Here is a 24,536-nt window from a genome sequence, read left to right on the forward strand (position 1 = left end):
ATTAGATCCTAAAGCCCATGATCCACTCCTGGAATCGCACTAGAAAGTAATCAAGCATGGCCGGCAGGGCGATAGCAAGGATCAGCAGCCCTGCCCCGATCAACAGCGATGCCGCCACGAAAAACACGGGCAGTTGTGGCATCATCCGGTTTGCCAGCCCCATGCCAAGGTTCAAAATCACCCCCATCACAAAGAAGGGGGCCGCAATTGCCGTCCCGATGTAAAGGCTCGCACTCGCGACACGGAGTATTTGATCAGCAAGATCGGCGAGCACGAACTGTCCGGGCGGGAACACCTGATAGCTGGCAAGCAATGCGCGGATGATCAGATGATGGGTGTCTGTGACAAAGATCATGGTCACCGCGCTCATCAGCAGCAAGGTCGCCACCATCGTCGCGCCTTCAAACGACCCGAACGACGGGCCAAAAGCGTTTGCCAAACCAGACACCTGCCCGACCTGGAACCCCGCAAACTGCAATGCTGACAATAGGATACGCGCACAAAGACCAATCCAAAGCCCGATCAGCACCTCGGCGCCCAACAGGAACACCGCGGTCACCGCGCTATCAGGCAGCGCGCTTGCAATGGGCGTCAGCGGAAGCAGGGAAAGACTGATCAGCACCGCCAAGGACAGCCGCGGGCGCACCGGAATCTGCACCTCCCCAAACCCGGGCATAAACATCAGCGCCGTGCCAATGCGGGCAAACACCACAAAAAAAGAGAAAAATAGCGTCGAGATGAAGGGTTCGATTGCCACGATCGGTTAACCGACGGTGCCAACAGTACGTAGCGACGCTTTGCGGTGGACTTCGTTGTGCGAAATCACTTGGGTCATGGGGCTCACCCGTTCGAGGATCGACCGGACGTAGGGCCGCGCTTGCGGGCTGACCAAAATGGCCGGCCATTCATCTGCGCTCGAAAACTTCTGGATTTCCTTGCGTACTGCAAGAACAAACTCCTGCACCCGCGACGGCGACATCAAGAAGGTCTCTTCCCCGTTCGCTTTAGAGATCGAACTCGCAAGCTCGCGCTCCCAATCTCCACCCAGATTTATGACGGGCACATATCCTTGAGAATCCTTCAAGGATTGGCAAATTTGTTTAGCCAGTTTGCTACGGGCGTGCTCGATCACTGTGCGGATATTCTTGGACGTGGCGCTTGCCTCCGCGACCGCTTCGATGATCATCGACAGATTTCGGATCGACACCCGCTCTGCAAGCAGCGCCTGCAAGACGTGCTGCAACATAACAGCAGAACTGCTGTCAGAGCCGCTTGAAAGCAGTTTCTGATATTCCTTGCCCTGCCCCTCGATCAATTCCTGCGTCGCGGCATAGGTCAGGATCTCGGGCATATGCTCCTTGATCACCTCGGTCAGATGCGTGGTAATCACGCTTTCCGGATCAACGACAGTCATCCCCATGAGCTCTGCTTCGGATGCGCGCGTTTCGTCAACCCAAATCGCTTCCAACCCGAAGGTCGGTTCGCGCGTGCGTTTGCCGGGAAGGTTAATTTCTTGGCCCGACGGGTTAATCACCATCATCATCATCGGGTCCACTTCCCCACGGGCGGCCTCCACCCCTTGCAGGGAAATGGCGTAGGTATAGGCGGGAAGCTCCGCATCGTCCTTGATCCGAACCAACGGCAAGACAAACCCGAAGTCTTTTATAAACAACGACCTCAGGCTTTTAACCTTACCCGGCAGCGCCGCATTGACCGAGGTAATCATCGGCACGAGACCAGAGCCGAGATCCAGCCGGACATCATCAACGCGCAGCATATCCGACAGCTTGTCTTCAGCACTCTCAACAGGTGCCGCGTCACGCGCGGCGGCGAGTTTCTCGGCCTTGTCCCGCTCTACAAAGGACTTCTGCATGATATAGCCAAAGCCCGCCATCCCGGCAGAGAGCGCGAGAAAGATCATCAACGGAAAGCCGGGCAGCCAACCGATACAGAATGTCAGTCCCGCCGCGACATACAAAGCCTTGGGGAAATTGCTGAGCTGCCCCAAGACGGCTTCGTTCGCCGCACCCAGTGTTCCGCCCTTGGTCACCAGCAAACCAGCGGCAAGAGACACGACCAACGCCGGGATTTGCGTGACCAAACCGTCACCGATCGTTAGCACTGTATAGCGGCTCATCGCGTCGCCCACGCTCAGTCCGTGGCTGATCATACCGATCATAATGCCGCCAAAAACGTTGATCAGCGTGATGATCAACCCAGCAACTGCATCCCCGCGGACGAACTTGGACGCACCGTCCATCGCCCCGAAGAACGCGCTTTCTTCCTCGACCGTTTTACGCCGTAGTTTCGCCTCCTCCTCCGTAATGGCACCGGCGCCGAGGTCAGCATCGATCGCCATCTGTTTGCCCGGCATCGCATCCAGCGAGAATCGCGCCGCAACCTCCGCGATTCGAGTAGAGCCCTTAGTGATGACGATAAAGTTAATGATCACCAGAATTGTGAAAACAATAATGCCGATGATGAAGTCGCCGCCCAGAATGAACTGCGAAAATCCCTCGATGACATTCCCCGCAGCGCCCGGTCCGTTATGACCTTCACTCAAAATTAATCTGGTGGAGGATACGTTGAGTGCCAGACGCAGCATCGTGACAACCAGCAAAAGCGTCGGAAAGGAGTTAAATTCCAAGGGTGTACCGATCCACAGAGCCACCATGAGAATCAGAACGGACAACGCGAGGGAAATCGCCAAACCCAGATCCAGAAAGAAGGGCGGCAAAGGAATAAACAACATCGCCAGGATGAGAACCATCCCCACGGCGAACCCGATGTCGCGATTGGCACCGCTCAGCTTGGCAAAGCTGAAGGGCTGCGGATTTGTGTCTGGTGTCGCCACGCTCAGTTGACCTCTGCGTAATGGGGCAGGATGGGGGCCAACGCCTGCGTAGAATAGATAGACAGCGCGCCGCCCGCTTTTCCGGAGTTTGCACCGCTCAGATCGGCGCTCCAGTTGAAATCGGGCATCTCGCGGGTGACTGCAACCTGCTGCGGGGTGCTATTGCCCGAGCTAACATCGCTTGCAAAGCGGGTCAGGAATGCCTGGGCGATGCGCTGGTTCTGCTGCAACTTCTGCAGATAAACAGCTTTGTAGCTGGGGTTAGACGAATGGTACCGGCCGGCGGCTTGCCACCAATCACCTGTCTCGTGATACAGTGCGGTCAGGAAACGTGCGGCATAATCGACGTTATGCGCTGGCGTCGTCGCCTCTTCTAGCGAGGAGAACTGGTCTCCATGCCATCGTTGGTTAATCTGCATGCATCCCACATCCGTGGACCGGATGCCGCGGCCCTCTGTCTCGCGCACATGCGCTTCTAATGCGAGCTTGCTGCCAAAGAACGTGCCGGTACCGTTTGTGTTTGCGGTCCACGGCCATACCACCAGCTTGTTGTTCACCTGACGGCCAGCTTCCTGAATCCCGATCGCCAACAATAGGTTACCGGGAATGTTATAGCGCTGTTCAGCCGAAAGGATCTCGTCCACGCAGACGCGCATCGGGTTTGACGTGGCGTTTTGCCGACCCAACTTCACGGCAGGAGCGGATGACGTGTAAAACCCCGTCCAACCGCCTTTGTCCGCCAAGGCAGACACTGGCAGCAAGAGAACCATGAACAAGGCGGTAAGCCGCACCCTAGAGCCCCCCGTTAGAGACAAGATCAAACACCCGGTCCGAGAGCCCGACAAGTGTCGAAAAAATAAAAGGAATACTGATGGCGAGCGTCACAAAAATCGCCGCGATCTTGGGCACGAACGTTAGCGTCATTTCCTGAATCTGTGTCAAAGCCTGGAAAAACGCGATGGCAAGCCCGACGCCAAGCGCCACAACAAGCACAGGTGCCGATCCGATCAATGTCACGGTTAACGTCTGCCGGATGATTTCGTAGATAGTGACAGAATCCACAGCGGACCTCCGAAAAACATGGCGCGTGTTAACCTGACGTTAAACCGGCATACGCATAACTTCTTGGTACGCTTCCACCAGTTTGTCACGCAGCGCGACCGAAACCTGAACTGTCTGCTCCATCGCCATGGTGGCCTGAACAACCTCTTGCAGGCTGGCTTGCCCTGTCAGCCCCTTGATCGCCATCTGGTCGCCTTCGCGCACCGAATCCACCGCCTGCGACGCGGCATCGCCGACCATCTGGGCAAAATCCTTGGGGGCGGGACCAGCGGGTTTTGCACCCCGCGTTTCGCCCTGCACCGTCTTTGCATAGGCGGCTTCAACATAGGACGATCGGATGGCGGAAAAATCTGTCATTCTGGCACCTTACTTCAACAGCTCGACCAACTGACGGCGCATGTCACGCGCCTTGTCCAGCATCGAAAGGTTTGCTTCATAGCTGCGCGCGGCTTCACGCATATTGCTCATTTCGATCAGCGGGTTCACGTTCGGCATCTTGATATAGCCGTTCTGATCCGCCGCGGGGTGCGATGGTTCATACCGCAGTGTGAAATCGGCATCATCCCGCAGCACGCCTGCAGATTGCACAATCGCTGCCCCCGTTGACGGATCCGTAGCGCTTTCAAAAGAAATCGTCTTGCGCTGGTACGGGTCGCCCCCCGCCGTTTGCGCGGTCGAACTGGCATTGGCAAGGTTTTCAGAGACGATGCGCAACCGGTCACCCTGCGCCCGCATCCCGCTGGCTGCTGTTGCCGAAATTCTGGAAAGGGAATCCATCGCGCGTCTCTCCGTTATTTCCGGCCAGCGACGGCGTAAACCATCTCGTGCGCTTTGCGGTACAGGCTCGCGGCCATTTGAAACTGACCCGAGGCGCTGTTCGCCTCGACCAACTGCTCTTCCAGGTTCACGTTATTCCCGGTTGCCGTAGTGCCACCCAGAACCCGCGCCTCAACCACCTCGGCCTCCTGCAAACGTTGCGACCGACCTGCGTCTTCCAAATAGCTGGCAAAGCTTTGCACATCCTGCGCGCGGTATCCCGCAACGTCAGAATTCGCGATGTTCTCCGACACGACATTCTGCCGCGTGGCAAGCCACTGCAAACGCTTGGGTGCAAGACTGAACAAGGATGTGGGATCTGTATTCATACTAGACTCATTATTTATCCTTGTTATATAGCAAGGATAGAATATTTTCGAAAGAGTATATTTTGACTTCTGCCTTCGCAAACCTGCAAAAGTCCATCTATTCATGCGCCAGCGCAAAGATCTCGGGCACCGTCAGGTCCATCACTGGCATGACCCTCACCGTCAGCGGGCTAGAGGCGATGGCAGCGATCGGCAGCCAATGCCGGGTGCACACCCCCGCAGGACACATCGATGGCGAAGTCGTCAGCGCACAGAGCAGTGATCTTTGCGTTCTGCCGTTCGGCACATGGGAGGGCGTGTCCGTCGGGAATACCGTCGAATTGATTGAGCATGACGATATGGTATCCCCCGACGACAGCTGGATCGGCACGGTGGTCGATGCGCTTGGCCGCCCGCTCACGCAATACACCCGCGCGCGCCGCCCGCGCCGCAAAACCCGCTTTCGCGCCAACCCACCCGGTGCATTCGACCGCAAGAAAGTGGGCGAGAAGCTGGAAACACAGATCAAATGTATTGATATTTTCACACCGATTTGCCGCGGCCAGAGGATGGGTGTTTTCGCGGGTTCAGGTGTCGGCAAATCGACCATGATGGCCATGCTGGCCCGCAATACGGATGCCGATGTGATTGTCATCGGGCTGATCGGCGAACGCGGCCGCGAGGTGCAACAGTTCATCCAGGAGGATCTGGGCGAAGAAGGCATGGCCCGCGCCGTTGTCGTCGTCTCTACCGGGGACGAGGCACCGCTGCTGCGCAAACAGGCCGCATTAACCACGACCGCAATTGCCGAATACTTCAAATCGACGGGAAAGCAGGTGCTGCTGCTGCTGGATAGCGTCACCCGTTTTGCGATGGCGCAGCGTGAAATCGGCCTCGCCCGCGGCGAGCCGCCAACCCTGCGGGGCTATCCGCCGTCGGTGTTCAGCGAATTGCCCCATTTGTTGGAACGTGCGGGCCCCGGCATGGCGGCAGAAGGTGACATTACCGGTCTTTATACGGTGCTGGTAGATGGGGACGATATGAACGAACCCATCGCGGATGCGGTGCGCGGGATCGTGGACGGGCATCTGGTGCTCGACCGGCGCATCGCCGAACAGGGGCGTTTCCCCGCGATCGACCTGCAAAAATCGCTGTCACGGATGCTGCCGGGCTGCCACTCTCCCGAAGAATACGAGATCACCAAAGTCGCGCGCAAGGCCTTGGGCCGCTATGCCGACATGGAAGATCTGATCCGTTTGGGGGCGTATAAAGCCGGGTCCGACCCGGAAACGGACCAAGCCATCACATTTTTCCGCGCGGCCAGCCCGTTCCTGTCACAAAGCCGCGGCGACAAGACCTCAGCCGCCGAAGGCTTTGCCGACACCTACCGGATGATCCTTGAATCCGGCATCGATGACCCGCTGCGTAGTTTTTTCGAGGAACGCGCCCGCGCCGAAGCGACGCCAGCGCAATAAAAAAACCGGCGGGACGTATGTCCAAGCCGGTGGCCACTTCGTCAGGGCCCCTCCCCACCAGTGGCGGAGAGGGGTTTTTCATATAACGCCTGAACCGAATTAACGGAACAAGCTCAGGATGTTCTGAGGCGCCTGGTTTGCAATCGACAAGGACTGCGTCGCCAGCTGCTGCTGAACCTGATAGGCCTGCAAACGCGCCGCTTCTTCTTCCATATCCGCATCAACCATCGAGCTCACGCCGGAATCCAGCGTGTCTGTCAGGCTGTCGATGAACTCCATCTGACCGTCGAGAGCGTTTTCGGTAATGCCCAATGATGTCGATGCAGTGATCGAAGCCGCCAGCTGACCTTCGGCGGTTGCCAGATCGGCTGCAAGATCGGTGGAGGTCCCAACGTCGATGGCTTCCATCGCTGTCTTGATCGCACCCAAGTCAACACCTTCGAAGGTGAAAGACGTCGTCCCGAAGGTCGCGCCGGTACGTTTCACACCGTTAACCACGGTGACCTCGTTACCAACACCAACTTTCGTCCCGTCGACCAGGTTGTCGCCGTTGAAAGTCGCCTGCTCGATTGCGGTACCCATGTTCTTGACCAGTGCATCGATTTCCAGCTGGACGTCAGCGCGATCCACGCCGTCGGTTTGAGCAAAAGCAACACGCTCGACGATCTGCTGCGCGATGTCGGAAACGGTTTCGGCACCCAGACGGGCTGTCGCGACGGAGTTCTTGGTCGCGGTCATGCCTTCGTTGATGGCTTTGAACATGCCGCTGTCGCCTTTCATCGTCTCGGAGACGGCGAAATAGGCGGCGTTGTCTTTGCCAGACGCCACTTTCAGACCCGTGGAAACACGGTCCTGTGTTTGGTTCAGCCCACGGTTCACGTCTTTCAACGTGGCCAGAGCGTTCATTGCGGAGCTATTGGTGAGAATGGACGACATTTAATGTTCTCCTTGCTTCTCGTATTGATCCAGTCTTCTGACTGAGGTCAGCCGTAAAGGCTAACCTGAACTACATAGCAGTTCAGGTTAAAGCAGGGTTAACAAATTGGGTAAAATCGACGGAACGCGCGTTAGAATTTCTGATCGACGTGCATATTCTTATCCGCAACGCCGCTCACACGCTGGCCCATCTTGCCATAATTTCCGTCTAGCGCATTGCGATTGCTGATCTTTTTGACCTCGCGCAGAATGGTGCGGGCGGCGACGGCCATGCGCGACAAAATTGCGCTATCCTCTTCAATCGCACCCTTTAACTGCTTGAGGTGCGCTTTCACCTCCAGCTCAACCATAATCGGGTGATCCATAAAGGGTTCGACCAGCGGGGTTTGTAGCTCCAGCCACTTCAACGCGCGGGATTTTTCGTCGAAGATCGCACTGACGACATCCAGATTGCCGGCTTTGATCGCCTGGACCTCGCAGTTCAGCACGTCGATGGTGTCGTGGATTTTCGCCACATAAGCGTGGATGTTTTCCTCGTCCTGCGAGGTCAGCACCAGCTGGTCAGGGGCCTCGCCCTCGGGCGCGGTGCCGCGTTGACCGAAACGGAAGGTGCGCGGGGTCATTCGCCCTGCTCCGCAAATTTGGCTTTGCCTTGCCCGTAGGCGTCCAGCATTTGCGACACGCTACCGGAAAAGCCCAGGCCGCCCTGCTCTACCAATTGGCCAGCGACGGCTTCGGACATGAAGGACCGCCACATATCCGCCTGCTGTTCCCCGCCGAAAGCAGAGGCACCGGCGGTTTTCATCATCTCGTCGACGAACTGGGTTAAGAACACCTTTTCGAATTCTTTACCTGTCTGCACCGCGCGGTCGGGTTTGGCGATATCGAAACTAGGCAGTGACGGGGGGATTGAGCCGGTCATCAGATAATCTCCAGATCGGCGTGAAGCGCCCCTGCGGCTTTGATGGCCTGCAAAATCGCAATCGTTTGCCGTGCGCCGACGCCGATGGCGTTCAGCCCGTCGACAAGCTCTTGCAGGCTCACGTCACCGTTGAGAATGGTAAAGCTGCCGTCAGTTTCTTCGATATCAATCTCGGTCTCCGGCACGATCACGGTCGTCCCCCCGATAGAGATAGGTTCCTCGCTGATCACGGCCGTATTCCCGCCAAGGCTGATCGGACCGGGCTGGCTGACGCCGAAATTCTCGCGCACGCGCACGGTCAGCCCCCCCTGGCTGATCGCGACCTGCGCGATCCGCACGTCCGAGCCCATGACGATGGTGCCCGACTTTTCGTCAATCACGACCCGCGCCACGGCGTCCGGCGTGACCAGCAGGTTTTCCACCGCCATGATCGTCTCGGGCGCGTTGCGTTTGTCACCGACCCAGACCTCGATCGTGCCAGAATCCAACACCTCGACCTGACTGGACCCAAGGTGTTTCGCAATGGCTTCGCGCACGCGATCCGCCGTGGTGAAATCAGGGTTGTTCAGCGCAATCCGGATACTGTCGAGCTGAAAGAGGCTGAATTCGATCTCGCGTTCGACGATGGCCCCGTTTTCGATCCGCGCGATGGTCGGCACGCCATCCACAACGCTCGCGGCATTGCCATCCACCCGGTAGCCCGAGGCCGCAACTGCGCCCTGCCCCACGGCATAGACTTCACCATCCGCGCCCGTCAGCGGGGTGATCAACAAGGTGCCGCCCCGCAAACTCGTCGCATCTCCTAGCGAAGAGACCGTGATATCGATGGGAGAGCCACGCCGCGCAAACGGGGGTAGCTTGGCCGTCACCATTACAGCGGCGGTGTTCTTGGTTTTCAGCGCCTCGCCATCAAGGTTCGCAACGCCAAGCCGTTCAAGCATCCCCCGAATGGATTCACGGGTGAACGGGCTGGAGTTCAGCTTGTCCCCCGTCCCCAAAAGCCCGACAACGAGGCCATACCCGATCAGATGATTTTCTCGCACACCCTCAAAATGCGCAATATCCTTGATCCGGACCTCGGCCCAGGACGGCATCGCGGGCACAACCAAAAGTGTTGCGGCGGCAAGCGCCTGCAGGCAGCGCAACAGGCGGGTCATGGGGCGTCGCTGGCCGTGCGCCATTGCGAAATCTCCGGTACAAGAACAGTTCAACTATCCTTGTCATAATCACGTAATAACCGGATTTATACAAGTTAAATCATCTATTAATTGTTGCTACCGCAGAATATACTTGCTACCGATAGGAATAGTCAGGGTTTAGGGCACACAAACATGCGCATGTATATTTTCGAACAGCGGAAAGAACGATGCGCCGGCCTTACGGCAGAGCTGCGCAGCGCAGGTATCGAGCTTCAGTTCGTCACCGCCGAGTTTTTCACGACGGGCCTTGGCCCTTTGCTGCAACCCGGCCACCAGACCAATGCGGTTCTGATCGGTGAATGCGACGATACGCGTGAATATATCCGCGCGATGCGTACCGCAGGCTGCGTTAACCCTGTCATCGTGCTCAAGGATTTCCGCAACGCCAAGGATACGTCGGACCTGCTGAACCTTGGCGCGGATGATGTGATCGTCAGCCCGATCCGTGGGGCCGAAGTGCTGTCGCGGACCAATTCGATCATCCGGCGCCACTATGGCCATGCCTCTGAAAGCGTGATCGTCGGAGAACTGACCGCCTATTTCGACGGGCGCGATCCGATTGTATCGGGCAGCCGCATCAAACTGTCGAAACGGGAATATTCGGTGTTCCAGCATCTTGCGCTGAACTCGAACAAAGTCATCTCTAAAGACGCGATTTATGACGCAATTTACGGCAGCAGCATCGATCAGCCCTTCGATAAGGTCATCGACGTCTACATCTGCAAACTGCGCAAAAAGCTCGCTTCCGCGTCGAAATCAGGCTGGCAGTATATCGAAACCGTGCATGGCCGCGGCTACAAGCTAAGCTCGCCCGAGGTGACGTCGAAAGTCGGTTGATCAGCGCAGGTAATTCAGGATCGAAAGGCTCGAAAGCCGCGAGGAGACCTGATAGCTCGCCTGCAACTGTGTCTCCAGACTATTCATGCGCGTGATCGCCTCGTAGGGATCAACACTTTCGTAGTTCGAGATTTGCGTCCGCTGCACCAGCGACAGATCGTTCAGCTGCGTTTGGGTCTTCTCGACGATCTGCTGGTTGAACCCGATCCGCGCCGAAATATCCAACATACCCTCTTGCGACGCCGACAGGCTATCGACCACCTCTGACATCCAGGTGCTATAGGCCGCTTCGTCCATCTGGCTCACGTCGGTCACGGCCAGCATCGCCAACCCTTTGTAGGCATCGCGGAACGACTGGTCGTTGGCGCGCACACCGTAGACGACCTCTTGGCCGGTATTCACCCAGGCGCTGATCTGCTTTGTCTCGGCCCCACTGGCATCACGCTCGGGCGAGCCTTGATAGAAGGTGCCCTGAAAGTTCCGGCTGGCGTCGGCGTCTTGCGAGTTGAACACGGTCTCTAGCTGATCCGCGATGGCTTGGGCGCTGGCTGGGTCGGTTGGACCGGCGCCAAAAATCTCTTCGACCACCGATTGCGGTGAACGGCCTGTGTCGGCACTGGTTTCGGGCCAGCGGGTCAGCGAGGTCTTGTTGGATTCCAGCCCCGAAAACAGGTTCTCGCCATTATACGACGTGTTCATCGTCGACACGAGGCTTTCCAGCGCGGCGCGGGCTTGCATCTGCAACACCTCGGCCCCGTTGCCATTGCGTGTGGCATTGACCAGCGCGCTTTCCAGCACCGATTGTACCTGCGTGCGTGCCGCATCGACGGACGCAAGCATCGCGTCAAGCTTGCTCGCCAGCACGTCGTTCGATGTCATGAAGGTCTGGGTATTCGCCTCGCGCCCGTGCAGCTTCATCACCGAGGCCGCGCGCGGGCCCAGATCGGCATAGATGTCGGCCTTCTTTCCGGTAGAGACTTCTTCGCTCACCCGTTGCAATTCCAGTGTCGTGCGCTGCACGTTCTGACGGTTGAAAAGGTTAAACTGGAACGACGAAAAACTGCTGATACCTAGAACCATTGTCCCTGCCTCATACCGCTGCGATCAGCGTGTCGATCATCTCTGACACTGCTGTAAGCACTCTGGAGTTTGCCGCATAGCTTTGTTCGATCAACAGCAGTTGCTGCATCTCGTCGTCAATATTCACACCTTCAGAGTTGCGCCGCGCCGACATCACGACCTCGGCCGCAGAGGCCGCAGCGTTAAAGTCATTCTCTGCCCGCGCGCGCGTGGCCGCTTGGCTGGTGATCATCTCTGCCGAAAAATCGCGCAAAGTGACCTCGGCCGGAATACCCGTGCCCGTCGCCGCATTCATCGAGGTGTCGAGCCCTTCCAGAAAGGCGTTGATCTGCACCGTTTCAGACCCTGCACCGGGGGACGTGGCCCCCAGACCATCGCGGATACGCCAAACCTCCGCCTCGCCGGTAGAGGAGATCTTGCTGTTTATTTGCAAGCGGCTCGCCAGACCGGTGATATTCGCCGGATCAAACGCGATCCCATTATCTGTGAACAGCCCCGCCTCGCCCGGCGCAAGGCTGGCATCGGCCTCTTCAAAGGTCTGGATCAGCCCCCGCGCGTATTCGTCCAACTGTTGACTAAACTGCGGTATAGTCTCTCTCTTCAGCTCGGAAAGCCCCGCAAGACTGCCGTGCTGAATACCACGCACACCGTCTTTGAACGGGGTGATGTCCTGATTACCCGCCATCAATGTGCCGTCGCTGGGGTTAAAGGTTACATCCTGCACGACGCGCCCCTCCAGCAATGCGGCCCCGCTGACCGTATAAAGGCTGATCGACCCGTTCGAAGACCGATGTATCCGCGTGTCAACGATCCCGGAAATCTGGTCAAGGATCGTGTCGACCTTTTCATCAAACTGCGCGGCCTCCAGCGAACCGGGGGTAAAGCCGCTGCCCGAGGCATTCAGATCACGCAACTGGTATAGGGCCGTGTTCAGGTCCGCGACTTCATAGCGGATTTCCATATTCACGTCGTTCAACGTCGTCGACAGCGTTGTCGCCGCCCCTTTGACCGACCGCACCAGATCCTCTGCCGCCAGCGCAACGGATGTCTGCGCCCCGTTCGACGACGGCATATTGACCAACGTTGTCAGGCTGTTCTGGAAATCGTTAAACCGGTCTGCGGGCGATGTGCCGTCACCGGGCTGCCCCAGATAGGCGGTATAGGTGGTCAGCCCCTCCTGAATAGACTGATACTGCGTCATCCGACTGTTTTCGAGCCGCGACATCCGTTGCAGCGTCGCATCGACCTCGCGGCGGACCTCGCTGATGACGGCACCGCCCTGCCCGCCGCTGGCGGTGACCAGCACCGCCTCGCGCCGGACATAACCGGGGGTCATCGCATTCGACACGTTATCGGCCGCGATCCGCGACTGACCCTGTGTCGTATGCAAACCGGCTGTGGCCGAATTCAGCGCGCCCGAAAGGCTCATGTCATGCTCCGGTCAGACCGTCTGGCTTATCGTTTCAGACGGGTGGTTTCATCCATCATATCGTCGACGGTGGTGATCACTTTGGCATTGGTCGAAAACGCCCGCTGCGCCTTGATCAGGTCGGTCATCTCTTGCGCAATGTCCACGTTAGACCCTTCAAGCGCACCGGCGTTGATCGACCCCACGGTCGAAGAATTGGCCTGCAAAGCAGAGAACGACCCTGTTTCACCCGACAGGCGATAGGCGTTGCCCTTCACTTCGACCAGCCCATTGGGGTTGGCGACGACAGCGACAGGAATGTCATAAAGCGCGCGGCGCATGCCATTGTCAAAAACGCCGAACAATGTGCCGTCTTCGGTAATCTCGGTGCGCACAAGCTCACCCGCGCTGGACCCGTCCCGATCAAACGCGAGGCTGAAATCCCCCGCGAACTGGCTGATCCCGTCAAATGCGCCGGGCTTGCCAAGAGTGATGTCGATCTCTTGCGGGACAACCCCGTTATCAAGGGTGATCGTCGCCACGCCTGTCGCAGGGTCCACGGTAAAGGCGGCAGGTGCCGTCGCGGTGGAATTGATGTTGCTATAGCTCAGCGGAGAGCCCGCCGCAGGTCCGGCGTTGTTGAACTCGATCGTGACACTGCCCAGCCCATTGCCGTTCTGATCCGCAATCGCCAGATCCCATGTGTTCGCCGTGGTGCCAGGTGCCCAGGAAAAGCTCACGCGCTGGCTTTCACCCAAGGCGGTGAACACTTCGGACGAGGTGACAAAAGGTGCGCCGGGATCGGCTTGGCCAGTGTCCTGCGATGGCAGGTTGCCAAAGGCAGTGATGGTCGACGTCACGCCGGCAGAGATGTTCAGATTGCCGATGTTGACCGTTTCCATATCCTTGAAGGACGTCCGGTCGACCGACCCGATGTCCCCTTCCAGCCCGTAGGGGTAGCCCGCAAGATAATATCCCGCCGCGTTCTTCAGGTTGCCCTGCTCGTCCGGCAGGAACGATCCCGCGCGGGTCAGCATGTAGTTGGTCTGCACTGTCTCGTTCGGGTTCATCGACACTGCGAAAAAACCGTTCCCGCCAATCGCCAGATCGGTAGAGGAGTTGGTCGAGATCAGGCCGCCTGCTGTCGCGATGTCCAGCTCTTCAACGGCGTTGACCGACAGGACCCCGTCGCCATTCCCGCCCGAGGCAGTGGTCGTGACCATATGCGCGAACCCGCGGCGGTACCCCACCGTGTTCGAGTTTGCGATGTTCTCGGAGATGCTGCCAACCGCCTTGGAGTTGGCGCGCAGCCCGCTGACACCCGTCTGAAGCGCACTTGAAATGCTCATTTTCCTACCTCGTTGTCGTTCTTGGTATTCTTGCCTAACAGGACAAATAATCGAATTGGTTTAAAGAAGGTTAAATTTTCGCGATTTATTTTTGTCTAACCTTGGTTTAGCCGAAATTTGCAGCCGAGTTCATGGAGATATCCCTGAATTCGCGATGCTTTCAAAGGCATTCTCTAGCTGCTCCAACCGCTTCGCCGCCCCGCCCGCGCTCAGCGGCAGCACGTTATCGCGCACCTCGGATATGCTATTTGCCAGCGAAATCAAATCTTTAGATGGCGTGAGACTGGGAAACGAACGCGTCACCTGCTGTAGCGTCTCTTGATCTTCGGACCGATAGGCCGCGATCAACAGGCGCGTGGCATCCTGCAAGGAAAAATCCTGCGGATATGTCCGCCAAAGCTGCGAAAGAACGTCCGCCGCTTGCGGCCAGCGCTCTTCTTCTGACAGCGCGAGGCCCACATCTCGCAAATGCTGTGCCGTTGGCGCATCGACGGACGCCTTCAGTAACGCAGGCTTATCCCCCAGTTTCGAGAGGGTTTGCGCCAGCAAACTCTGATGCGCCTCCTCCATCTCGGGGGCGACGCTGACGTCCATCAGTTCCAACGTCAGCCGTGCATCGGCGAATTGCCCCCCCTGCACCTGCGCTTGCGCAAGCTTCATGTTCAGGCGGAAAATCTCGGCCGCGCGGGAGGTGCCTTGTTCTTCCTGCTTTTCTTGCAAGATACGCACGGCACGACGGTATTCCTTGGCCGCCAGATCGGTCGACCCCAGTTTCAGGACGTAGTCACCCAGTGTTTCAATCTGCGCCGTGAACCCGTCGGTATAGCGGAAATAGGGCAGCAAACGCAGATGCAGCGCGACCCAAGCCGACAGCGGATACTGCCCCTCGCCCCCTGCTTTATAGATATCTGCCAGCAATTCTTGCGCCTGCGCCTCAATCGGGGCGGCTTCGGCAGGTTCGGGGAACCGCAGCAGAATACGGCCAAGGGTCAACACGGCTTCGGGATGATTGCCCAATGCGTGGTACACCCGTTCAAGCCGGCGCAATACTTCCAGCTCGTACCGCCCGCCGCGCCACGCCTCTGATCCGCCTTCTAGGGTCGATTGCGCCGCCAGCAGCGCCCCTCTTCCGCCATCGGCAAGCGCCATATCCGCAACCGCCAAACGGGCGCGCACGGCGTATTGGTCCCAGCCCTCTGCCGCTTCCAGATAGATCTTGAGCGCGGTCGCCGCGTCCCCCCGCTTTTGCGCGGCCCGTGCGCGCAGGAATGTACCGGATTCGGCCCCGGCCAGCTCTGGCATTTCGTCCAGCAGGCGCAGCGTCGCGTCGACATATTCACGCTTATCCAGCTCAATCGCCGCTTCAAGCAGCACCGGCAGAACGGCCCGCACGACGGACTCCGGCTGTGTGCTCAGCCCGCCAAAGCTTGGCTCGATATTATCCGACAAGCGCCGAACGTCGGAGGTGGCAATCGCGTCCAGACTGGCCCAAAAGGCGCGATCCGGTCGGTTGCCTGCCAGCGGAGACGTGCTGAAAGGTGGCGTTACCGCCGTCGGTGCCTCCCCCGCCAGCAGACGCACCGCGTCGGACAGCGCACGGTGACGGCGTTTATGGACCGGCGTGTCAGGGGTTACTTCGGCAAGGATAGAGCCCGCCTCGAACAGCAGCATATGGGCCATATACAGTTCGGCCACATCCATCATCACCCGCGTCTGGTCGCTGCCCCGTTGGCTGCCGAGCTTGGCAATGCTGTGTCGCAAATCATCGCGCAACCCGTCCGGGGACCAGCGCCGCAAATCCAGATCCCGCCGCCATGTCTGCCCTGCGTCCAACGCGCTGTGATCCAGCGTATCAACCGCATCAGAGGGCGCGGCCACAAGTACACCCGCCGGAACCGCAAGAACCAGCAACGCCTTAACCACCGTTATGCAAATATACTGGCGCACACCTATCCTTGAGAGTGTAAATAGAACTTGCCTTATCCTTGTATTCATGAAAATTTGTATTTGCAATGACATGTACAATGCGTTTTTTCGTGATGCTTCAGCACCGCCGGAGGATGAGATGAGCAATATCAGTTATGTGGCGCTTTCTCAGGCAACCGCGCTGACCCGCAGCATGGACACGACGGCGCATAACCTCGCCAACGCCACGACTTCGGGCTACAAGGCGATCCACCCCGTGCTGGAATCCATACCCGATGGCAGCGGTGATAACGCGATCAACTATGTGCGCGAAAGCGGGACGTACCTTGAGCTTGCCGACGGCCCCTTGATGCAGACCGGCAACCCGATGGACATCGCCGTGGCCGGTGATGGCTGGCTCAGCTTCCAGCTGCCTGGCGGCGAAACCGGATACAGCCGTCACGGGCGTCTTGTGGTCGATGTCGACGGCCAGTTGAAAACCGCAGGTGGTATGCCCCTGCTTGGCGTGGGCGGCGGGCCTGTCGTGCTGCCCGATGATGTGGGTGACGAGGTGGTGATCACCACCAGCGGCACCGTGACCAACCCCCAAGGCGCGGTGCTTGGCGCGGTCAGCGTTGTCGCGATCAACGAGGCGGCGCAGATGCTGCCCATGGGCGCGGGCATGTACCAGTTGCCCCCGAACGCAGGCCAGCCACAGCAGATGGAGAACCCGCAGGTCAAACAGGGCTTTATCGAGGGCAGCAACGTGAACGCCGTCCTTGAAATGACCCGTCTGATCGACATCCAGCGGGCCTATGAGAATTCGGTCAAACTGATGGGGTCGGACGATGATCTGACCCGCACGGCCATCCAGAAACTTGGGCGCGTATAACGCCGCCGGAAGGAGCATAAGATGAAAGCACTCGGGATCGCGGCCACGGGCATGTTGGCGCAACAGACCAACGTTGACGTCATCGCCAACAACATCGCCAACGCCAATACCACCGGCTTTAAAAGCGGGCGCGCCGCGTTTCAGGATCTGGTCTATCAAAGCTTTGCGAGCGCCGGATCGCTGACCTCCGAAGAAGGCACTGCGCGTCCTGTAGGCACTGATATCGGCTTGGGCGTGCAGGCGGCGGGCGTGATCCGTCACAACATCCAGGGCGGCTTGATCCAGACCGAAAACCAGTTGGACCTCGCGATCGAGGGGCGCGGCTATTTCACCGTGAACCGTCCCGATGGCACACAGGCCTTTACCCGCGACGGGAACTTCCAGCTCAGCGCCGAAGGCCAGTTGGTCACCCTGAACGGCTATGAGGTAGAGCCCGCGATCATCGTGCCCGAACTGACCCGTCAGGTCGAAATCAACCAAGAAGGCGTGGTCATGGCCTATGTTGAAAACGACCCTGAACCGGTGGAACTGGGCCAGTTGAACTTTGCGACCTTCCTGAACGAAGCGGGCCTGAAACCTGTCGGTGACAACTTGATGGAGCAGACCGCCGCGTCGGGTGAGCCTGTGCAGAACGTCCCCGGCACCCCCGGCGTCGGCATCACGCGGCAGGGATATCTTGAACAGTCGAACGTCAATATCATCCAGCAGATCACCGACCTGATTTCGGCACAGCGCGCCTACGAGATGAACTCCAAGGCGATCGAGACCGCCGATCAGATCATGACCACCACGAACCAGATCAAGTAACGGGTTGAACCGATGAAACGTGTTGCCATTGCCCTTTTCGTGTTGTTCCAGCTTGCCGCCGCTCTTGTGGTGGCGGGCCCTGCGCTTGCACAAGCCGTGCCCGTGACCGACCTGATCGAGGAACGCGCCGTCGCCGAACTGGGGGCAACTTTGCCCGCGAAAGCCAAGCTGGATATCCGCATGGCCGAGGGGATGATCAAGAAGGGTAACTTCGTGCAGGAGTTCTGGATCGACCCTGACTCGGGCCAATTCATCGCAAATGTGGTCACCGACAGCGGTGTCCCGCAACGCGTATGGGGTCTGGCGATGGTGACATTGACCGTGCCTGTTCCCAACCGGCGCATCGTGCCCGATGAAATCGTCCGCGCCCAGGACGTATCGCTGGTCGAAATGCCGATGCAGCGGGTCGGTAGCTATGCGATCAATGAGTATGATCAACTCGTCGGCCAGCAGGTGCGTCGTATGCTGGTCACCGGCCGCCCCGTCCCGCGCAATTCGGTCATGCCGCCCCGTATCATCAGCCGCGGTGAAAAGGTCAAAATCCGCCTGACCCACGGCGGGCTGCAGCTAACGGCCAAAGGACGTGCCCTGGATGATGCCCATAAGGGTCAGGAACTGCGCGTCGTCAATCTTTCCAGCAACAAGGCCCTGTCGACCATCGCGATGGCAGCAGGCGTCGTCGAGGTCGTACAATGACATCCCTTCGTTTTCCCGCTCGGCTCGGCTGTCTGCTTGCAGCTTCGGCGCTTTTTCTGGCGGCCTGTGGTGATTTTCAGGAAACCCACAACCCCACGGTCAGCGATCTGACGCTCAGCCCCGACCACATGGGCGAGGTCAACCGCGTGAGCATCCCGATGCCTCTGCCCAAAGCGCCCGAACAGCCCAAACGCGCCGATCAGGCCAGCCTCTGGAGCAATTCAACACCGCGTCTGTTTCAGGATCGTCGCGCCGGCGACGTGGGCGATCTGGTCACCGTTCTGATCGATATCGATGACCGCGCGCAGTTGCAAAATGCCACAGGGCGCAGCCGGTCCTCCTCCACTGGGGTGGACGACCCCGATATCCTGAACTTCGACACCTCGACCGACAGCGGGCAGCTGATTGGCCTGTCGAGCAGCTCGTCCAGCGAAGGCGAAGGGTCGATCCGCCGGAACGAGACCATACGTCTGCGGGTGGCCGCCCTTGTGATCCAGACCCTACCCAACGGGAATTTCGTGATCGCCGGACGGCAAGAGGTCAAGGTGAACAACGAACTGCGCGAGCTGCGCATCGCTGGCATCATCCGCCAGTCCGATATCAACGTCGGGAACACCATCGACTACGACAAGATCGCCGAGGCACGGATCACCTATGGCGGACGCGGGCAGATTTCGACGGTGCAAACCGCGCGCTACGGTCAGGACGCGCTTGAAGTGTTCCTGCCCTACTAAGGCAGGACGCGGGTGTGATCAAATACATCATCATCGCCGTTTGCGTGATTGGTGCGGGGGCCATGGGCTATGTCGGGGAACGCTTTATGCGGCCAACGACATCAGCCCCCTCGGATCAGGCGGCGTCGCAAGAGCTGATGTTCAAGATGCCTTTGGGCAAATTCACCATGCAAATCATCCAGAGCCGCAAAATCCTGCATCTGGTGTTTGACATGGATGTCTATGTCATGGGGGCTTCGTCGTTTCACGAGATCAACGGTGCCGTCGGGCGCGCCCGTTTGCGTGACGCAACCGTGTCAGCGATCGCCGAGCTTGCAGAAACCGACCTGAGCCTCGCCCAACCGATCGAAGAAGAAGCCCGCAAAGCGGAGCTTGCCGCGCAAATCGTGCGTAAGCTCTACGTTAATTTCCCGGCAGTACGTACGGCACGGCTGAACAGCTTTTACGCCAATACCAGCCTGCGGAACTGACAGACCCGATCAGCTTGCCGATTTCACGGTGATCGACGACGCCGTTTCGCCGCCGTCCAGTCCAAAGATGATCTCTCCCTCGCGGAAACGTACATCTTCGACGCGGGCACTGCGCGACGGCTGGATCGCGATATTGTTGCCAGCGGCATCTTTCGCCGTCAGCACCACGGTGTATTTCCCCGCCAACTGCGCGTTGCCGTAATCGTCCTTGCCATCCCACCCCAGCGGGTTCGTGGTGCCGGATACTGTGGACAGGCCGTTGATCGTACGCACATTGCGTCCCAGCGGATCATAGATTTTCGCGCTGACCTCGGCTGCGCCGGCCCCCACCTCGTAGGAGGTCGAGGTCGTGCCATCTTCCAGCATTACCACATCGGATTGCACTGTGACATCGCGCCCCAAAAGATCGGTGCCCCCCAGATTCAGCAAGCCGCTGATCTGGCTGGTCAAAGTCTCAAGCTGCGTGTTTGTCTGCACCGCTTGTTCCACCTGCGACAACTGCGCAAGCTGTGCGACGAACTGCGTGCTATCGACCGGCTCAAGCGGATCCTGGTTCTGGATCTGCGCGGTCAGCAGGGTCAGGAACTTGGTATAATCCTCGCCCAACTGGCCCAGTGAATCCTGCGCCGAGCTTTGGTTCGTGCTTGTGAAATTGTTCAACAGTGTCTGGCTTGTCAGCATGGATCACACCCCCTTAGGTGAGAATATCAAGTTGTCCGTCATCCACCACATTTTTGTGCTGAACGCCAGCGGTCACAGGGCCTGCGCCGTCATCAATGCCCCCACCGAACCCCGCGGCAGAGCGTTGTTGATCGCGCGCACCGTCGTCCGAGAACCCCTGCTGGAATTCAAAGCTGCCCGCGTCGGTAAACCCAAGCCCCTGCGCCAAAAGCTGGCGTTCATCGCGCAGCGTTTGCAGCACGGCAGGGTTCTCGACACGGACCACAACGCGGGTGCCGCTATCCTTGTCGGTGACGACCTCGATCTCGATTTGCCCCAAACCGCGCGGATGCAAGCTGACCGAGGTGCGGCCCTCTTTCGCCTCGACGGCCTTCACTTGGGAAATCAGCGCATCGGCAAAGGGTTTCGGTGCGGGTTTGGCCTGCGTCTCGGCACTTGGCGCGGCGGCTTTCAGATCGCTTGCTTGGTCGGCGAGGATCAGCGCGTTGCTTTCGACGGGCTGCGCCTGAACCACCTCAGCGGGCCGGAAGGTCGCGGTGACATCAACGGGCGCTTTGCCCTGTGCGGCTGCGCCATTCTGACCTGCGTTCAAGAAGGTCGGCTGCTCTGCCCCGAAAGCGGCCTGTCGCAACGGCGCGACGGGCGTATCCGCGTCGATCGATGGTTCTGGCGGGGCGGTTCCCTCAACAGCGGCTGCGGCTTGGGGTGCTGCACGCGGCGGGGTCGAAACCTTGTCACTAACCTGCGGTTTAGGGACAGGTTGCACCCCCGCCACCCCCTGCGTTTGCGCAACGCTTTGAACCTCTGCCGTGGCAGCGATTGGTTGCTGTGCCGCTACTGGTGTCGCGGGGGCAGCAACGGGCTGCGGCACAGCAGAGGGTTGCGGTGCGGGTGCCGCGATTTTGACATCGGTTTTCGCCTCGACAGGGGATCGCGCCGCAGGTGCAGCCGTTTCGGGCGCGACCTTAACAGCGGTTTGCGTCACGTTGGCCGCTACCGCGTCAGCGGCCAATGGTGGCGCGGCCAACGGCAACTGAGGGTCAGTTTCGCCCGCGACACCTTGCACGAATGCCTGTGGCACAGCGACTGCGGGGGCGCCGACCGTGGTTGCGGTGGTTACTTGCCCAGTTGCTTGAACGATAGCCCCCTCGCCCGTCGGTTGGGCGGCCGACATCAGACCGGTGAAGGATGCCTCCATCGACAGGGCCGTCGGATCGCCCGCTTGCTCTGTGGTCAGCGAAAGCCCCAGCACATCTGCCATCCCTTCGGCGGTAGCATCGTCACTACCCAGCAGAATAGGCTCACCATCGGGGTCGAGGGTGAAGGGCGGCACCGCGGCACCTGCCTCGCCAATTGCGACGGTCCCCATCAGCGCGGCGAACCCTTCGGGCACGGCGCTGGAGCCCTTGCCGGTTTTCACACCAGCCTGCCCCGTCATCAATGCGGATAAAGCGACATTCATCTCAGTGCATCTTGCTTGTCATCACGCCACGCGCCGCGAGCTCATACTTCAACCGCGACATCGCGCGGCGTTCGATCTGGCGCAGCTTGGCGGGGGTGACCTCCATCCGCGTGGCAAGATCCTGAATGCTTTCGGGGGGCTGCTGCAAGGTCCGCGCCCGCAGCACCTCGCGGTCCATCGGTTGAAGCCGTTCCATCGCCTCAAGCAGTCGCGCGCGGATCAGGGTTTGCGACGACTGCGCGATCACGGCCTCTTCGGGGTTGGGGTCTTCCGAGGCCAGCAGCGCAAAGCTGTCATCATCGTCAATGGAATGCTGCACTGTTTTCTGCACGCCCGCCGGAGTCTCGACAATAGCACGCAGGTGGTTGCGGGCGGTCATCGTGGCGTTCTTGACCCACCATTTCGCATAGGTCGAAAACCGTACGTCCCGATCCAGATCAAACAGATCGGCGGCGTGGATCAGCCCCAGTATCCCTTCGGAAATCAGGTCTTCGCGTTCGGCCTGATCATCGCTGAGCTTGCGCGCCCAGTAGAACACGATACGCGCATGGGACAGCACCAAGGATTCAAGCGCGAACTTATCTTTGCTAACCTGCCAATCCTTTAACAGGACACGTTCATCTTCCAACGCCAACATCGGCGCATTGCGCGCTGCTGCATAAGTTATTGTCATTGCCTGCCCAACTTTTTCCCCAACATGACCACACTTCACGAATCTGGGAAAGTTTATTTTGCTTAAGGCACGGTTAAATTGGGTTTTATCCTTGGCAAACAACCCGATATCAAAGGACAGTTCCCCCTAGAACCCGCTAAGCGTCGGCAACCACGTGGACAGCGCAGGGATAAAGGTGATCAACAGCAACGCCCCCATCAGTGCGATAAAGAACGGTGGCATTTCCTTGATCAGGGCCGATGGCTTGATGTTCACCGCCGACGAGACGACAAAAATCAGGCTTCCCACCGGCGGTGTGGTCAGACCAAGGGTCAGGTTCACAATCACGATAATCGCGAAATGATCCGGGTCGATGCCAAGCGCAAAGCTGATCGGCGCAAGGATCGGCACAAGGATCATCACCCCGGGCAGCGGGTCCATAAACAGGCCAAAGACCAGCAACAGCGCATTCACCGCCAGCAAAAAGACAATCGGCGACAGATCCCAGGCAATGATCGTCTCTGCCAGAAACTGCGGCACGCCTTCGATGATCAACACCCAGGCAAAGGCCCGCGCCGCGCCAAGGATCAACAGCACCGCCCCCGACACCAGGGCCGCGCGCAGAATGATCGCGGGCAGATCCGCGACCCGCAGCGACCGGTAAATGAACATGCCGACGAACAGCGCGTAGAAGACCGCGATCACCGACGCCTCGGTCGGGGTGAACACACCAAAACGGATACCGCCGACGATCAGCACCACCAACATCAGCGCGGGCAGCGCGTATAGCGCGATCCGCGCGATCTCTCCCAAGGGAGGCATCGGCGCGCCGCTGGCATAGCCGCGTTTGTGGCTGACCCGCGCATTGGCCAGCAGCACCGCTGCGGTGATCAGGATACCCGGCAGCACACCCGCCATGAACAGCGACCCGACCGATACCTGTTGGTCCTGCATGGCGTAGATAATCATCGTGATCGACGGCGGGATAATCGGCCCCACGACCGAGCTCGAGATGGTGAGCGCTCCGGCATAGGCACGGCCATAGCCGCCCTTCTCCATCATGCGGATCATCATCGTCCCCGGCCCCGCAGCATCGGCCAGCGCCGAGCCGGAGATCCCCGCGAACATGGCAGAGCTGACGACATTCGCATGACCCAACCCGCCTTTCAGATGTCCCACCAGCGATTGCGCCAAGCGCAGCATCGCAAGGGTCACCGCCCCGCCGGTCATGATCTCCGCCGCGAGGATAAAGAACGGCACCGCCAGCAGCGGGAAACTATCAAGACCCGAGAACATCTCTTTCACCACAACGAGGTTGGGGTAGGACGACCCGAAGCTCAGCGCGACAAAGACGGATATCGCCATCGCAAAGGCCACGGGCAGACCAAGGGCGAGCAGTACGAAAAGCGCGGGAAAAAGGATCTCAGCCATTTGCGCCTCCGGGCAGCGGATCGGCGGTGGCCCCATCCATACGTTTATAATCCCCCGCCATGATGAAGGGGCGCGCAATCAGCAGCAGGTGGGCGATCAGCAGCGCAAACCCGACCGGCATCGCGGCGTAGACATACAGGAAGGGCATCCGCAGTGCGGGCGTCACCTGATACTGCATGCGCTGCGCATACTGGATGCCGACGTAGACCATGAAACCGAAAAAGACCAAAAGCCCCAAGGCAATCCCCGCCCGCAGCAGCTTTTGCCCCATGCTGGGTAGTGCATCCTGCAGGTTGGTGATCGCGACATGCCCGCCGGTGCGCAGCACAAGACCCGCGCCGCCAAAGGTCATCCAGATCATCAGATAGCGCGCCGCCTCATCCGCCCAAGGCAGCGAATGGGCGGTCACATAGCGCAGGGTGATATTGGCACCGACGACCAGCGTCATCGCCGAAAGCATGAGGATCAGCGCCCAACCGTTCAACGCCACGAAAATGGTTTCCAGTCTCTTCACGGCTTCCCCTCGCCCGATGTCGCCGGCACCCGTTGGATGCCGGCGG

27 protein-coding genes are annotated in these 24,536 nt (G+C 59.1%); 7 read left to right on the forward strand and 20 right to left on the reverse strand.

Annotated elements, in window-relative coordinates:
* Window position 1: 1 nt before the first annotated feature.
* The 7 genes from ACTRWK_RS12890 to ACTRWK_RS12920 all read right to left on the reverse strand — a co-directional run bounded on the left by ACTRWK_RS12890 (window position 2) and on the right by ACTRWK_RS12920 (window position 5,061).
* Entirely contained in the window at window positions 2–757 is a 756-nt protein-coding gene (locus ACTRWK_RS12890) for a flagellar biosynthetic protein FliR (RefSeq protein ID WP_005849041.1), read from the reverse strand.
* A 6-nt stretch (window positions 758–763) separates the two neighbouring features.
* Window positions 764–2,854 carry a flagellar biosynthesis protein FlhA gene (gene flhA / locus ACTRWK_RS12895; protein ID WP_009824341.1) on the reverse strand — a complete coding sequence of 697 codons (2,091 nt, stop codon included), beginning with the start codon at window positions 2,852–2,854 and terminating at the stop codon, window positions 764–766.
* A 2-nt stretch (window positions 2,855–2,856) separates the two neighbouring features.
* Window positions 2,857–3,498, reverse strand: coding sequence for a lytic transglycosylase domain-containing protein (locus tag ACTRWK_RS12900; RefSeq protein WP_289082069.1), 642 nt, complete (start codon window positions 3,496–3,498; stop codon window positions 2,857–2,859).
* A 148-nt stretch (window positions 3,499–3,646) separates the two neighbouring features.
* The gene (locus ACTRWK_RS12905; RefSeq protein WP_005849035.1) at window positions 3,647–3,916 is read right to left on the reverse strand and encodes a flagellar biosynthetic protein FliQ; all 270 of its coding nucleotides are present in this window, start codon (window positions 3,914–3,916) and stop codon (window positions 3,647–3,649) included.
* A gap of 39 nt (window positions 3,917–3,955) precedes the next feature.
* Window positions 3,956–4,273, reverse strand: a complete 318-nt coding sequence (locus tag ACTRWK_RS12910; RefSeq protein WP_005849033.1) for a flagellar hook-basal body complex protein FliE — start codon at window positions 4,271–4,273, stop codon at window positions 3,956–3,958.
* Between the two features lie 9 nt (window positions 4,274–4,282).
* The gene (flgC, locus tag ACTRWK_RS12915; protein ID WP_074636865.1) at window positions 4,283–4,693 is read right to left on the reverse strand and encodes a flagellar basal body rod protein FlgC; all 411 of its coding nucleotides are present in this window, start codon (window positions 4,691–4,693) and stop codon (window positions 4,283–4,285) included.
* A gap of 14 nt (window positions 4,694–4,707) precedes the next feature.
* Complete coding sequence (locus ACTRWK_RS12920) at window positions 4,708–5,061, reverse strand: flagellar basal body protein (protein WP_037942041.1); 354 nt, start codon at window positions 5,059–5,061, stop codon at window positions 4,708–4,710.
* Between the two features lie 62 nt (window positions 5,062–5,123).
* Between ACTRWK_RS12920 and ACTRWK_RS12925 the strand changes: the two genes are divergently transcribed.
* The gene (locus ACTRWK_RS12925; RefSeq protein ID WP_289082068.1) at window positions 5,124–6,515 is read left to right on the forward strand and encodes a FliI/YscN family ATPase; all 1,392 of its coding nucleotides are present in this window, start codon (window positions 5,124–5,126) and stop codon (window positions 6,513–6,515) included.
* Between the two features lie 99 nt (window positions 6,516–6,614).
* On the opposite strand, the gene ACTRWK_RS12930 is transcribed toward ACTRWK_RS12925, so the two are convergent.
* The 4 genes from ACTRWK_RS12930 to ACTRWK_RS12945 form a co-directional block, all read right to left on the reverse strand.
* Window positions 6,615–7,451, reverse strand: a complete 837-nt coding sequence (locus ACTRWK_RS12930) for a flagellin N-terminal helical domain-containing protein (RefSeq protein WP_168592481.1) — start codon at window positions 7,449–7,451, stop codon at window positions 6,615–6,617.
* Between the two features lie 131 nt (window positions 7,452–7,582).
* Window positions 7,583–8,074: a flagellar biosynthesis protein FlgI gene (locus tag ACTRWK_RS12935; protein ID WP_289082067.1), complete on the reverse strand. Its 492-nt coding sequence runs from the start codon at window positions 8,072–8,074 to the stop codon at window positions 7,583–7,585.
* Window positions 8,071–8,373, reverse strand: a complete 303-nt coding sequence (locus tag ACTRWK_RS12940) for a hypothetical protein (RefSeq protein WP_064216621.1) — start codon at window positions 8,371–8,373, stop codon at window positions 8,071–8,073. Before ACTRWK_RS12940 ends, ACTRWK_RS12935 begins: the two co-directional genes overlap by 4 nt.
* On the reverse strand, window positions 8,373–9,530 hold the full coding sequence (locus ACTRWK_RS12945) for a flagellar basal body P-ring protein FlgI (protein ID WP_039911415.1): 1,158 nt from the start codon (window positions 9,528–9,530) through the stop codon (window positions 8,373–8,375). The genes ACTRWK_RS12940 and ACTRWK_RS12945 overlap by 1 nt, the downstream gene beginning before the upstream one ends.
* Before the next feature lie 174 nt (window positions 9,531–9,704).
* Between ACTRWK_RS12945 and ACTRWK_RS12950 the strand changes: the two genes are divergently transcribed.
* The gene (locus ACTRWK_RS12950) at window positions 9,705–10,409 is read left to right on the forward strand and encodes a response regulator transcription factor (protein ID WP_289082066.1); all 705 of its coding nucleotides are present in this window, start codon (window positions 9,705–9,707) and stop codon (window positions 10,407–10,409) included.
* On the opposite strand, the gene ACTRWK_RS12955 is transcribed toward ACTRWK_RS12950, so the two are convergent.
* From ACTRWK_RS12955 to ACTRWK_RS12970, 4 genes are all read right to left on the reverse strand, one after another.
* Entirely contained in the window at window positions 10,410–11,489 is a 1,080-nt protein-coding gene (locus tag ACTRWK_RS12955; RefSeq protein WP_289082065.1) for a flagellin, read from the reverse strand. It lies immediately after the preceding gene.
* Between the two features lie 10 nt (window positions 11,490–11,499).
* Window positions 11,500–12,918, reverse strand: a complete 1,419-nt coding sequence (gene flgK, locus ACTRWK_RS12960) for a flagellar hook-associated protein FlgK (RefSeq protein WP_289082064.1) — start codon at window positions 12,916–12,918, stop codon at window positions 11,500–11,502.
* Window positions 12,919–12,944: 26 nt separating this feature from the next.
* Window positions 12,945–14,246, reverse strand: a complete 1,302-nt coding sequence (locus tag ACTRWK_RS12965; protein ID WP_005849017.1) for a flagellar hook protein FlgE — start codon at window positions 14,244–14,246, stop codon at window positions 12,945–12,947.
* Window positions 14,247–14,375: 129 nt separating this feature from the next.
* Window positions 14,376–16,193 carry a tetratricopeptide repeat protein gene (locus ACTRWK_RS12970; protein ID WP_289082063.1) on the reverse strand — a complete coding sequence of 606 codons (1,818 nt, stop codon included), beginning with the start codon at window positions 16,191–16,193 and terminating at the stop codon, window positions 14,376–14,378.
* A 118-nt stretch (window positions 16,194–16,311) separates the two neighbouring features.
* On the opposite strand from ACTRWK_RS12970, the gene ACTRWK_RS12975 reads away from it, so the two are divergent.
* Genes ACTRWK_RS12975 through ACTRWK_RS12995 form a run of 5 tightly spaced genes read left to right on the forward strand, consistent with a single transcriptional unit; the run spans window position 16,312 to window position 19,750 of the window.
* On the forward strand, window positions 16,312–17,043 hold the full coding sequence (locus ACTRWK_RS12975; RefSeq protein WP_240790865.1) for a flagellar hook-basal body complex protein: 732 nt from the start codon (window positions 16,312–16,314) through the stop codon (window positions 17,041–17,043).
* Window positions 17,044–17,064: 21 nt separating this feature from the next.
* Complete coding sequence (gene flgG / locus ACTRWK_RS12980) at window positions 17,065–17,850, forward strand: flagellar basal-body rod protein FlgG (RefSeq protein ID WP_005849013.1); 786 nt, start codon at window positions 17,065–17,067, stop codon at window positions 17,848–17,850.
* A 12-nt stretch (window positions 17,851–17,862) separates the two neighbouring features.
* A complete protein-coding gene (gene flgA, locus ACTRWK_RS12985) occupies window positions 17,863–18,546 on the forward strand; it encodes a flagellar basal body P-ring formation chaperone FlgA (RefSeq protein WP_037942023.1) in 684 nt (227 codons plus the stop codon).
* Window positions 18,543–19,280, forward strand: coding sequence for a flagellar basal body L-ring protein FlgH (locus ACTRWK_RS12990; protein ID WP_005849010.1), 738 nt, complete (start codon window positions 18,543–18,545; stop codon window positions 19,278–19,280). The genes flgA and ACTRWK_RS12990 overlap by 4 nt, the downstream gene beginning before the upstream one ends.
* A gap of 14 nt (window positions 19,281–19,294) precedes the next feature.
* The gene (locus ACTRWK_RS12995) at window positions 19,295–19,750 is read left to right on the forward strand and encodes a hypothetical protein (RefSeq protein WP_037942022.1); all 456 of its coding nucleotides are present in this window, start codon (window positions 19,295–19,297) and stop codon (window positions 19,748–19,750) included.
* A 9-nt stretch (window positions 19,751–19,759) separates the two neighbouring features.
* Here the strand turns inward: ACTRWK_RS12995 and ACTRWK_RS13000 are convergent, their stop codons facing one another.
* The 5 genes from ACTRWK_RS13000 to ACTRWK_RS13020 form a co-directional block, all read right to left on the reverse strand.
* Window positions 19,760–20,431, reverse strand: a complete 672-nt coding sequence (locus ACTRWK_RS13000) for a flagellar hook assembly protein FlgD (protein ID WP_037966661.1) — start codon at window positions 20,429–20,431, stop codon at window positions 19,760–19,762.
* Between the two features lie 13 nt (window positions 20,432–20,444).
* Window positions 20,445–21,893, reverse strand: a complete 1,449-nt coding sequence (locus ACTRWK_RS13005; RefSeq protein WP_289082062.1) for a flagellar hook-length control protein FliK — start codon at window positions 21,891–21,893, stop codon at window positions 20,445–20,447.
* A 1-nt stretch (window position 21,894) separates the two neighbouring features.
* Entirely contained in the window at window positions 21,895–22,566 is a 672-nt protein-coding gene (locus ACTRWK_RS13010) for a sigma-70 family RNA polymerase sigma factor (RefSeq protein WP_005849004.1), read from the reverse strand.
* Window positions 22,567–22,692: 126 nt separating this feature from the next.
* Window positions 22,693–23,976, reverse strand: a complete 1,284-nt coding sequence (locus ACTRWK_RS13015; RefSeq protein ID WP_289082061.1) for a TRAP transporter large permease — start codon at window positions 23,974–23,976, stop codon at window positions 22,693–22,695.
* Window positions 23,969–24,490 carry a TRAP transporter small permease gene (locus ACTRWK_RS13020; protein ID WP_037942018.1) on the reverse strand — a complete coding sequence of 174 codons (522 nt, stop codon included), beginning with the start codon at window positions 24,488–24,490 and terminating at the stop codon, window positions 23,969–23,971. The genes ACTRWK_RS13015 and ACTRWK_RS13020 overlap by 8 nt, the downstream gene beginning before the upstream one ends.
* Window positions 24,491–24,536: the final 46 nt, after the last annotated feature.

It is taken from the genome of Sulfitobacter sp. G5_S2_6_S6 (assembly GCF_054968505.1).